Below are 12,274 nucleotides of genomic sequence, written 5' to 3'. Positions count from 1 at the left end.
CCTGAACTAAAAACCATTTTAATTAACCGCAAGATCACCTGGCTTGGGATAAGATCCTATCAGCGTTAACTTAAAAGTATTTTATTCTGTTGCCTTATATCGATTTATTATCTGGCAACTTTTGCTTTGATCTTCTTAACCGCCTTTTCTTTTGGCGTTTTAGTTTTTCAATTTTTTGTTGTTCTTTGGTTTGTTCATCACCTATTGAAGCATGTAATTTTTCACATAATTTTATGCGGGCAAAATAACGGTTATCTTGACGACTCCTGCTTTTCTGGCATTTAATATCAATCCCTGTAGGAACATGTTTTAAGTAGACACTGGAGGATGTTTTGTGTAATTTTTGGCCGCCTTTGCCACTGCCTACAATAAATTTTTCAACAACATCATCCTCACTAATATCAAGTTGTTTCATCCAGACTCTAAGTCTGGACCATTTATCTTTGCCAACCATTAGTATCACGCAACTTTAGTAACCCATAGGCATTGTATCGAATTGAATCCCAAATAGATAAAATATCAGAGGGGATGAAAAACAATAATATCTGTCAAGATTTTGGATGGAAAGGGGGCTCCCATCTTTTGACAATATCGAGATCAATGTCGAACAAATCCAGTATACGGCCAATGCTGTGGTTAATCAGATCATCAATTGAATCGGGTTGTGTATAAAAAGCTGGTGAAGCAGGAGCAACAATGCCGCCCATTTCAGTCACTCTCCTCATATTATCAATGTGCACCAGGTTGAGGGGTGATTCACGGGCCATAACCACCAGTCTTCTACGCTCTTTTAAAACTACATCAGCTGCACGACTAATAAGGGTTGATGTGGTTCCACAAGCGATATCGGCAAGAGTCCGCATTGAGCAGGGTGCAATGATCATCCCTATGGTTTTAAATGAGCCACTTGAAATCGATGCTGCGATATCAGCATTATTGTAATTAAAATCTGCCAAGTCAGTTAAACCACTTGAGGAAAGAGTTGTTTCATAGGCACGGGTTTGGTGTCCGGCCTTTGAAACCACTAAATGAGTTTCAATATCAGTAGTTTGCTTTAATAGTTCTAACAATCTAACACCATAAATAATGCCAGTTGCGCCGCTGATGCCAATTACGAGTCTATTTTTTTTAGGGTGGGACATAATTGTTTCCCTTAATTTTGTTTGTATTTTAGTCTGTAAAGGTATATTGATACCAAGGGGCATCATCTTTTCGTCCTAAACGAGGCCTTAAATCACTAAATGGTTTATAAATTATTGGATAAGGGTTGACCATGGAAAAATGCCGCAGAATTTCTTTCCATGAACATACCTTGTCTTGAATCAATGACTCCATGTTCCCAAACTACTTCTTGTTCCACATTTGGGTACTGCTTGGGATAAATAATAGAGTTATTTTATATCTATTTCCACCTGTTCCACACGAACTACTATGAAAAAGTAATACAGCGCTTTTGATCTGGTAATTTGAATTCTTTACGGTGAGTTGACTGCCAGGTCTTGAAGGCAGGGATAAGTACCTTTGCCAAATATCGGGTGCAGCCTAGTGCAACTCGGATTCTTTGAAAGAGCTTATTTAACGATCAAGGCTCCAGTTATCAATTAGATGAAAGAGTCTTCGGCATTTTATGTTCCTGTTAGGGTAAAACGGCCAGATATCATAATAACTCTTTTAATATTAAAAATGGCGGTTACTATCAAACAAGAACCTTGTTTTGTCTATGAACCACTTTACATTGTCTAAAATATAATCTATATGTAAAAAATATGTTTTTATATTAAGAGATATATATTATGGTAAAGAATACATCGGAAATAAGAGATATCAGTTTATATGCACTTCATTTACTTGTAAACGAAGGAAAAACTCCTGCAGAAATCTCCTTAATGCTGAATGTCCCTCCTGTTGTGATTATTGGCTGGTTGCAAAACAACTCGAAAAACGAAATAGCAAAGCTAAAAGATAAAATCATTCAGCTTGAAAAGAATATCTCTAATCTACGAGGAGAAAATTATTATTAAAGGAGCAACATGAAAACCATAATAATTGATTCCAGTGTCTATGTTCCTAAACAGGTAGTATCTAACGATGTGTATGAAAAGAAATTTAACCTTGAAAAAAACTGGATAGAGAAACGAACAGGAATTCAATTAAGACACCTCGCCGAAGAGACTCAGTCTACCTCTGATTTAGCCGTTGAAGCTATTAAACCGATATTAAGTCGAAACAGTGAGCCAATTGAATTTATTTTATGCGCCACATCCACTCCAGACTCCTTACTGCCCTCCACAGCAAATAAAATTTGCAACAAGCTAGACTTGAATCATGATGTTTTTTGTTTTGATATTATGGCAGCCTGTTCAGGATTTTTGTATGCATTATCGGTAGCGAATGCATTTATCCAATCCGGTTTATATCAATCTGGGATTGTAGTTGGTTCGGATAAAATGTCTGCAATCATTAATCAGGAAGATCCATACACTTGTACGCTTTTTGGGGATGCAGCGGGTGCTTTTCTCTTAAAAAAATCTTCACATTCAGACAAAGGCATCATTTCTACGGTGCTGGGTAGTGATAGCACGGGTGTAGATAAACTTTTTATTAAAGCAGGTGGCTCTGAAATACCAATGACTAGCCAGAGACTTTTAAACAATGAGCATTATGTCACTATGCTGGGTAAAGAGGTATTCATAAATGCGGTAAATAAAATGACCAGTATGATCGATAAAGTTACTGAAAAAAGCGGATTATCTAGCAAGGAAATACACTATATCATTCCACATCAAGCCAACCAGCGCATTTCTGATGCAGTGTACGATAAACTCGGACGACCTGAACATGTTAAAATGTTTAGCATTATCAAGAATCACGGTAATATCGTGAACGCCAGCATTCCTGTCACTTATCATTGTTATCAAAAAGAAATGAGCAGTAATAAAAATATGATAATGGTTTCTTTTGGAGCAGGATTTAATTTTGGCGCCCTCCATATACGCACCTGAATTTTAAGTTAAACAGCAAAAGACCCAACCCTCAAACCTTAATATACGAGCCCAAGTCAACGGTTCTGATTTAATGAGCGGCCCCCTCCCTTTGAATGCGCAATCACATATTACTGGCTTAGAATTCGTTTTGGAAAACTCAAAACTAATTGGGAGGCTCCAGGAGCCGACAAAATATCCAATTTTCTTACATTCACATATGCTTTATTACTGACAATATTGTGCTATAAATAGTTAATAAAGTTAATTATGATTCATATTGGTTGTATTCGTTAGAGGGGAGTTTCCATGAACAATGTAGAATCAATCATCGATCGTTTAATTGCAGTTACAGAGAAAAGGGCTAATTACGAGGCATTGCATCATTACAATTCAGATGAAGATGAACGCTTAAGTTACCAACAACTTTATCTTGAGGTTCGAAAATTAGCTTTTGTCCTTAAAGAAAAAATTCAGCCCGGTGATCGTGTACTCATCCTCCTGCACCCGGGGATGGATTATATTCTTTCATTTTTAGCCTGTATGTATAACGGCGCCATCGCTGTGCCCTGCCCTCAGCCAGTAAACGCTACATTAGCTACAAAAATTTTAAATATTATTGCTGATTGCACGCCAAGCCTCATATTAATTGATTCACATCTCGACTTAAATCCAGATAAAAAACCAACAGAGGAGGTAGGCAATTATCATAGCTTGCTATCAGAAATAGCCCAGCATCCCATTTTTTCAGTTGATAGACAAGTGCTAGATCAAGTTCATCCTATAATTGAACCTGTCTACCACCCCATTGCTTTTTTACAATATACATCGGGGTCAACAAGTTTTCCTAAAGGGGTCATAAATTTACACTCCAATGTACTGCACAACATACAATTGGGTGCCAACCAGTTACAATTATCATCATCCCCATGCCATATGGGAAGTTGGCTTCCTCCATACCATGATATGGGGTTAATAGCTATGATACTTACCGCACTGCTTACTGGTTCAACCCTTCATTTTATGTCGCCTTATATGTTTATACACTACCCCCAAAAATGGTTACAGATGATAACCGACCATCACATCCGCTATTCTGCAGCACCTAATTTCGGCTATGCCTATTGTGTTGAAAAAATCAAAGAGAACCACCTTGCCTCTTTAGACCTAAGTCCATGGGAAATAGCTATATGTGGCGCAGAATTTATTCATAAGAAAACGTTCGAAGTTTTTTTTAAGAAATTTTCATCTGCCGGTTTTAAAAAAACAGCCTTTACACCAGGATACGGCTTGGCGGAAGCCACGGTTTTTGTTTCTACTGAAGACGTTATTAATCCCCCTGCTTTTAAAGAAATAATTCATAATGGGCATGCAAAACTAGTCGCCTGCTGTGGCAAACCGTTGATGGATACACTGATTGCTAATCCAGACACTCAAGAAATCCTTGACGAGAAACAAGAAGGAGAAATTCTGCTGCAGAGTAAAAGTATTACCCCAGGATACTGGAACAACTCTGCTCCAGTTGACAGAGGCATCTTTCATGAAATCAAGGGGATAACCTATTTAAAAACAGGTGACCTGGGGATGATGGAAAATGAAAAACTGTATGTTTTTGGCCGTTTAAAAGAGCTGATTATAATCAACGGAGTGAATCATTTCCCAACCGACTTTGAGAATTCAATTATTATGAATATTGAAGGACTAAATCCAGGGCACGTTGTTGCTTTTGCAGAGGAACAGAATAGCAAGGAACACTTATCTGTTGCTCTGGCTAATCCTAGAAAAATATCCTTAACGAATGAAGAGCTGGCGGACAAAGTTGAAAAAATCATTGAAAGCTATCACGCGGTTAGACCGTTACGAATCTATATTTTAAAAAACAGCGCAATCCCTAAAACATCCAGCGGCAAGATACAGCGCTTAAAATTAGCTCAGGGCGTTAAAACAGGTGATATAGACAGTCAGGTAATAATAGATAACAGCATTGGAGAAAAAACAGAAAATAGTTACCAGGACGATAGTCTTAAGGACAATTCCTCTTTAAAACAATTGGCAAAAATAGCAGCATCGATTTTGAGGTTAAAAGACAAAGAAAAGTTGTCTTTTGACGCTCCTTTAAAGAATCTGGGTTTCGATTCAATACATTTTGCTGAGCTCATGACTCAAGCAAGCCAATATTTCAGGCAAGATGAGCACAAGTATGCCTTGGAGAGACTTGGTCTGCAGAGTAATCTTAGGGACATCAGTACTTATATGTCACTTGATAGACAGGAAAAATCCACTCAAAAAACGACAAGGTTTTGTTCACGCATCGAAAATATAAATAAAATAAAAGATTACCATTCATCCCTAAATATTAAACTAAAAGATAAGGTTTTTTGCAACCCGTATGAAAGCGCAGGATCAGATACCATTATCCTACGCGGTGAAGCCTATATTAATTTTGGTAGTTTTAACTATCTTGGCTTAGCTGATCATCCCCAAATTATAAAGCAGGTTAAGGCAGCGATTGATCAATATGGAACATCGGCATCAGCCAGCCGCTTAGTTGCCGGGGACAGACTAATTACCCAGGAATTAGAACAGGCTATTGCAAAGCACATCGGTGTTGAGGAAGCATTAATATATAATTCAGGCTATGATACCAATTTCAGCACCATTGCTTGTCTTTGCGGTGCTGATGATTTAATTTTATACGATGCCTAGTATCCTGTCAGAATCGCCGGGTAAGTGTCTGCCACTGAGTCCGGATTAATCCGAGCCGCGCGCGTCAGCAAGCGGAATTCTTTAAAAATATTCAAAATACCTATTGACACGGTTTTTCTGTAAAACTGATGTTTTTCCATATCAAACGTAAGTCATGCAATATGCATGCCCTAAGATCCCCAAGATCACAATGTAGCCCCTTTCACTAATAAAACATCTCCCTCCTGAGGTCAGATTTTTTCTTAGCCCTTAGTGGCGTTAAAACTCGAAAAATGCGTTCAAAAAAAGTCATGTTATGATTGCCGTATCAGCATTAGTAACGCAGTGGTAGATGATGAAACGCCAAGAAATCAAACAAGTTTTAGATGAGTTAACAAAAGATATCGATAGTCTTGCCGACAAAAAGGCCGTGACTATCATTAAGGTATTGGTTAATTTGGTCGAAATGCTTGCCGAAGAAAATGCTTTGCTCAGAGAGGAAAACCAAGTATTACGTGATGAGATAAACCGCCTTAAGGGTGAACAGGGCAAACCTAATATTCGCGGTCAATCCAAAGGTAGCAATGGCGATAATACAGGCAATTCCAATCATTCATCTGAAGGAGATCGCAATAAACGTGGTAAAGGGAACAATAAAAACACAGGCAAAGACAAAAAAAACGTACGTATTGATAGACGTGTTACGATTGCTCTGGACAAAGCAACGCTGCCAGATGACGCCAAGTTCAAGGGTTTTGAGATTCGAATCATCCAGGATCTAAAAATCATCACGGATAATGTTGAATTCAAGCTGGAAACGTATTACTCACCATCTTTGAAAAAAACCTTTATTGCGCCGATTCCTGGCGAATATAAGGGCAGTGAATTTGGTCCTGGGGTTAAAGCGCTGGTCATCACATTATACCGTGATGCAGGGATGACGGAGAGCGCCATTGAGCGCTTTTTAAAAACATGTGGTATTCAAATATCACATGGTAAAATTGCTTCCATGCTGACAGAAGGCAATGATATTTTTCATCAGGAAAAAGAAGATATTGTCGATGCCGGTAGCAACGCAGGCTTGTACCAGCAGATGGATGACACAGGCAGTCGTGTTAACGGCAAAAATCACTACACCCATGTTTTATGTAATGACTTTTTTACAGCATACTTCACTCGTCGTAAAAAAGATCGCTTGACCTTATTGGAGTTGCTGTGTCGAGACCAATTAAAGTTTATGTTTAATCAGGAGGCTTATGAGTTAATGGATGAGTTTGGTCTCGCAAAAAAATGGTTGGATCAAATTAAACCAATGCTGCATGCACAACCCCTCACACGTGAATCAATCGATAGTTTGATGGGAACACTTTTTCCAAATCCAAAAAAACACAGCACGAATCGACGCATAATTCTTGAGTCAGCAGCTCTTGCCTATTATCAGCACTCGAAATACTTCATCCATTATTTAATGACAGATGATGCGCCTCAGTTTAATAAATTGGCCCTACATCATGCGCTGTGCTGGATCCATGAAGGTCGTCATTATAAAAAACTCACTCCATTCTCAGATATGAATCAGAATATATTGGCTGTATTTCTTGAGCAATTATGGGATTTCTACCATGCATTATTGACTTACAAGACGGCTCCATCTCAATCAATGGCCCAACAACTATCAATGCAATTTGATACTTTGTTCGCAACCACGACAGGCTATGATGTTTTAGATCAACGCATTGCAAAGACACGTGCTAAAAAACAAGCGTTATTATTGGTGTTAGACCATCCATTTCTGCCATTGCACAACAATGCCTCTGAATTAGGGACACGGTTTCAAGCAAGGATACGCGACATCAATCTCCAAACGGTCTCCCAAAATGGCACCAAATCAAAGGATACGTTTGCCACGATTGTACAGACGGCCAGAAAACTGAAAGTTAACGTTTATCAGTATATTTACGATAGGGTGACTAAAAAATTTGAAATGCCATCATTGGCTGAATTAATCTTACTTAAAGTGCGGCAGGTTCCATGCACCACATAAGCATCTCGAGATAATTCCGCTTGCTGACGCGCGCGGCTCGGATTAGTCCGGGCTCAGTGGCAGACACTTACCCGGCGATTCTGACAGGATACGATGCCTACATTCATAACAGTGCCTTTCAGGGCATTTCACATACTAAAGCAGTACGTTTCCAATATCGTCATAATGATATGGATCATCTCGAACAGTTAATACAAAAGGCTGTTGGCCAATATCAGACTGTTTTTATTATATCAGAAGGTATTTTTAGTATGGATGGCGATATTTGTAATTTACCACGTTTAGTTGAAATAAAGCACAAATATGGTGGCCTGCTATATATTGATGAGGCCCACTCTATTGGCGTATTAGGAAAAACCGGCGGTGGTGTATGCCAGCACTTCAATATTGATCCTACCGAGGTTGATGTCCTTATGGGAACCCTGAGTAAATCTTTAGTCAGTTGTGGAGGTTATATAGCCGGCAGCAAAATCCTTATTGATTACTTAAAATTTAAATCAGAAGGGTTTATTTTTTCTACAGGAATTTCCCCACCGAATGTTGCTGCTTCGTTAGGCGCCTTAGAAATAATGATAAATGAAGATTGGCGCTTGAAGCGTCTAGGGGAAAATGCAGAATACATTCTCGAAGCACTAAAAAGCAGATCTATTGATACAGGGTTATCTAAAAGCACACCCATAATCCCTATCAATGTTGGTAAGGAGAACACTGCCATTCAACTCAGTTTGTATCTTAATGAGAATGCTATTCTGGCCGCGCCTATTATCCCTCCCGCTGTTCCTGAAAATGAATCCAGAGTGCGTTTATTCATTTCAGCACTGCATAAGAAAGAGCAATTAGACTACACCACTGAGAAAATTATCGAAGGATTAGAAAAATTAAGGGCAGGGTAACATTAGATCCAATATTCTGAACTGTATTATTTTAAATGCAATCTTTTATTTAATGTAGCCCTAAAAGATGTGATTTAATCTTTCTATAGGGCAATTGAATCCTTAAAGTATCCAGTTTCGATAATTTAATTCAATGCATATAGGGGTAAGGGGATATCATCTGTTTTTTTATCCGAAAAATAGTCAGCATCAAAACCTTTTACTGCGGATGCAAGCTCTAATAGCGTATTGTATGCTTCCTCAATAGTTAGAGGATTGTCTTTGCGCATTTGTTTAAGGAGAGTAACAATTTGGTTTTTTTGTTTTTTATCTAATTCACCAATATCACAGACAAGTGTTTTGGTTTTAGGGTGAAAAAATTGGTATATTTTTTGCTGCGAATTTGTTTTCAGAACTTTCGCTCCAAGCAATCCCGTGTCTGCACTCTTGAACTTCCAGATTTTATGTAATTTCTCATTTTTTCCTTTGGGTAATATGTTCCAACGGCTAATTTCTTGTGTAATGTATTTGGAAGATATAAACAATTGAAATAGTGTTATGGCCAAACTATAAATATCTCCTGCTTGTTTTGCGGGTTGACTAAAACTGGTTTTATTTGAATATTTAATAGTGAAAGTCTGGACCGGCTCGTCTTTATCAGTCGCGGAACCAAAATCACAGTAATGAGCCTCACAGTCTTTAGTCACAATAATATTCGAAGGTTTTATATCATTATGAATGTGTAAACCGCCAAGAAGAGCTGGGTTATGAAGCTGATAGAGCTCCCACATTAATGACAAAGCAATTTTAAGTTTTTGTGGGGTTGTTAAAATTTCTACATTGACTTTATCTAGTGCTAAACCTTCAATTTTCTTTGTTACAATCCAATAGTCATTAGTTTTGAATGGAGTGTTGAAAGTATTTGACAAATTTTGGGTGCTTGCCTGATCTCGACTGATCTCAACTAAATCAGTTGATGGGAATATTAGCTTTAAATGATTAAATTCCCTGGCTCTGGCCTTAGAGTCACCTTGATTCGCCAAATTTTTAACAACATGATCTGTGAGATTGTATGTCAATTCATCGCTTTTTATATCAAAAACAAAAGATGCCGGAGAATCAAAAACCGATCCAAATGCCCCAGAGCCTAAGGTATTTTTGGCTACGATGTAGCCACGAAATTGATTCGCTTCTTTTTTAACAAGTATATGATGAGATAATTCAATATCCAGGTAATGCTGTCTTGGCGGCTTCGGGACTACTGTCAACGGGGATACTGGGGAAGGTACCATAAAAAATGACGGGAAATTTTTTATACTGAGAGCAAGATATTGGCAAATTTGATTGGCCAAACCTGTACTACCTGGTTGTATGAACTCTTTTTCTTTCCTGCTTTCATCGGACTTAAGAATAGGGGAACTATATTCCTGAACCTGGATTTTGTAGGTCGATTTATTTAAAAAACTTGAATCACCTAGAGATGCATAATCCTTAACAAGTTTTTTCAAGTAAAAAATGGTTTCATCTGATAAATTCAAAAGGTCAATGTTCATCCTAGAACTCCATGTTCCTGACAATAAAAGGGGAAAAATTCCAATATGGTCTTATTGTATATGAATTATGTTAACTAAAATGAAGGAGAGTTTCTATAAAAAAAGTAATGGCATGTTGTAATCGTGAGAATATCCAACTCGGTGCAAAAAATTGCTCAGTAAAAGCTATCTTATAGGGGGTGTTGATAATTTACCCCATCGCCCTCCGTACCGCGGCACTCTTTCTCTCATAAGATAAATAAAAAAACTGCCACTTAATCTCATTAAATTAAAATTACCCAAATTAGTCTATAATTAAGCGAAATGTACTTAATGATAACATAAAAAGCTGTTTTATATAATTTGAGGAAATAACATATGAAAAAAAAACACATGGAGATGGATGTTTCGATGTCTCAAAACCAATTGCTAAAATATAACGCGGTGAGGCTTATTTCTTGTGAAATTATTAAGGAATACAATACTAAAAAACTATATAACGAAGATACAATTCCTCATTTTTCCCAAGAAATGATAAAACTTACTCAAGCTATGGATATGTGTGAACAAATTGAAATTTCCCCCAACTTAATAAAAAAGGCGTTGTACAGTGGACCCCATTGTCAAGACAGCGATCCGTTTAATTTAAGATATAACTTTAATTCTACTTTCTTTCGTTGACGAGGGTGCGTAGCACACGAGTCAACCACAATAGCAGTTAATGAAACACCTGTTATTGAGCCTGTGGGTATGTGGGCGCGAAGCCATCGAGTGTGGTCAAGCGGTGGATAACGTCTTTTTGTTATCCATGGCTTGTCCACATGTCCCGAAGGGCGATGGCTGATCCGCAGGACGCGTCCACATATCCACAGGCATTCCATTACGCTGCAGCCTCATATAGGCCAGCATAAACCTCTGACGGCGTGTATATTCCAAATGATTGATGAGGTCTTTCGTCGTTATAAAACTTGAAATACACCCTTAAACCATTTCGTAGTGCTAAAACTGTTCCGTATTCTTTTATGTAAATATCTTCATATTTGACTGAACGCCATAGCCGTTCAATGAACACATTATCCATCCATCGACCTTTCCCGTCCATGCTAATTTTGATGTCATGGTCTTTTAAAACATCGGTAAACGCCTTACTGGTAAACTGGGAGCCTTGATCCGTATTAAAAATATCAGGCCTGCCGTGGAGCCTGATGGCGCTCTCCAACGCGCTTACACAAAAGTCATCATCCATGCTGTTTGATACCTTCCAAGAGAGCACCTTGCGGCTATACCAGTCCATTATTGCCACCAAATATACAAAGCCTCCTTGCATCCTAACGTAGGTAATATCGGTGCACCAAACCTGATTGGGTCGATCAATCACTAAACCACGTAGCAAGTAGGGATAAACCTTTTGTTCCTTGTTCTTTTTACTCGTATTCGGCTTTGGTGCCACTGAAACCAGACCCATGATCCGCATCAAACGCTGCACTCTCTTACGGTTAACGTCATGGCCAAGGCGACGTAAATAAGAACGCATCTTTCTGCTTCCATAGAAAGGATGGCGCATGTATTCCTCATCAATCAAGACCATCAAAGCCAGATTCTCTGGGCTCTCGGTACATATTCCTTCGCCAGCAGTGCGATAGTAGCTAGCGCGTGACAAATTAACCAATGCACATTGGCGTACGATGCTGAGTGTAGGGTGATTGACATCAATCATGGCTCGCTTCTCCCGCACGCTCAACTTAGATGACCGGTCTTTTTTTTAAGCCAGTCTAACTCAACCGCTAGCTGGCCTATTTGCGTGTATAATCGATCTCGTTCTTGTATGATGGAGTCCATGTCTTTGTCATGCTTGCCGCTAAACAATTGCTTGCTTCCATCCAGTAATTGTTTTTTCCACAGATTGATTTGTGTTGCATGCACCTCAAATTCAGATGCCAATTCATTGGTCGTCTTGTGACTTTTTAATGCCTCAATTGCTACCTTTGCTTTGAAGTCAGATGTAAATTTTTTTTTAGCCACTTGGTACCCCGTTTAACAATGGTTTCTATTTTACACCACTGTCTCATTTTTGGGGTCCACTATATTGTACCCAGTAAGCCAACTTTTTTCATCTAATTTTGCCACTCGAATAAAAAAATGGCCTCGGGGGTATCAAGG

Annotated in this window: 9 protein-coding genes and 1 pseudogene; 6 read left to right on the top strand and 4 right to left on the bottom strand. The window is 38.5% G+C overall.

The genetic code is table 11. The features are described 5' to 3' along the window. Positions 1 to 94: 94 nt before the first annotated feature. Positions 95 to 454 (bottom strand): peptide chain release factor family protein, encoded by a 360-nt coding sequence (locus HRS36_RS05000; RefSeq protein ID WP_173236467.1) that lies wholly within the window; start codon positions 452 to 454, stop codon positions 95 to 97. A 94-nt stretch (positions 455 to 548) separates the two neighbouring features. After that, positions 549 to 1,142 (bottom strand): UbiX family flavin prenyltransferase, encoded by a 594-nt coding sequence (locus HRS36_RS04995; RefSeq protein ID WP_173236466.1) that lies wholly within the window; start codon positions 1,140 to 1,142, stop codon positions 549 to 551. A 651-nt stretch (positions 1,143 to 1,793) separates the two neighbouring features. Here HRS36_RS04995 and HRS36_RS04990 point away from each other — a divergent pair. The 5 genes from HRS36_RS04990 to HRS36_RS04970 all read left to right on the top strand — a co-directional run bounded on the left by HRS36_RS04990 (position 1,794) and on the right by HRS36_RS04970 (position 8,603). Beyond that, positions 1,794 to 2,021, top strand: a complete 228-nt coding sequence (locus HRS36_RS04990) for a hypothetical protein (protein WP_173236465.1) — start codon at positions 1,794 to 1,796, stop codon at positions 2,019 to 2,021. 9 nt (positions 2,022 to 2,030) lie between these two features. Beyond that, positions 2,031 to 3,002 (top strand): 3-oxoacyl-ACP synthase III family protein, encoded by a 972-nt coding sequence (locus HRS36_RS04985; RefSeq protein ID WP_173236464.1) that lies wholly within the window; start codon positions 2,031 to 2,033, stop codon positions 3,000 to 3,002. Between the two features lie 288 nt (positions 3,003 to 3,290). Next, positions 3,291 to 5,687 (top strand): AMP-binding protein, encoded by a 2,397-nt coding sequence (locus HRS36_RS04980; RefSeq protein WP_173236463.1) that lies wholly within the window; start codon positions 3,291 to 3,293, stop codon positions 5,685 to 5,687. 331 nt (positions 5,688 to 6,018) lie between these two features. Continuing rightward, positions 6,019 to 7,710: an IS66 family transposase gene (locus HRS36_RS04975; protein WP_173235423.1), complete on the top strand. Its 1,692-nt coding sequence runs from the start codon at positions 6,019 to 6,021 to the stop codon at positions 7,708 to 7,710. Positions 7,711 to 7,880: 170 nt separating this feature from the next. After that, on the top strand, positions 7,881 to 8,603 hold the full coding sequence (locus tag HRS36_RS04970; RefSeq protein ID WP_267313934.1) for an aminotransferase class I/II-fold pyridoxal phosphate-dependent enzyme: 723 nt from the start codon (positions 7,881 to 7,883) through the stop codon (positions 8,601 to 8,603). A gap of 125 nt (positions 8,604 to 8,728) precedes the next feature. Here the strand turns inward: HRS36_RS04970 and HRS36_RS04965 are convergent, their stop codons facing one another. Next, on the bottom strand, positions 8,729 to 10,135 hold the full coding sequence (locus HRS36_RS04965; protein ID WP_173236461.1) for a protein kinase domain-containing protein: 1,407 nt from the start codon (positions 10,133 to 10,135) through the stop codon (positions 8,729 to 8,731). Positions 10,136 to 10,492: 357 nt separating this feature from the next. Between HRS36_RS04965 and HRS36_RS04960 the strand changes: the two genes are divergently transcribed. Next, positions 10,493 to 10,795 (top strand): hypothetical protein, encoded by a 303-nt coding sequence (locus HRS36_RS04960; RefSeq protein ID WP_173236460.1) that lies wholly within the window; start codon positions 10,493 to 10,495, stop codon positions 10,793 to 10,795. Positions 10,796 to 10,994: 199 nt separating this feature from the next. Here HRS36_RS04960 and HRS36_RS04955 read toward each other — a convergent pair. Next, positions 10,995 to 12,136: pseudogene (locus tag HRS36_RS04955) on the bottom strand (IS3 family transposase). Positions 12,137 to 12,274: the final 138 nt, after the last annotated feature.

The sequence above is a fragment of the Legionella antarctica genome, from assembly GCF_011764505.1.
Lineage (GTDB): Bacteria > Pseudomonadota > Gammaproteobacteria > Legionellales > Legionellaceae > Legionella > Legionella antarctica.
The sequence above is the reverse complement of the archived record's forward strand: the minus strand, read 5'-3'. Positions and strand labels throughout refer to the sequence as shown.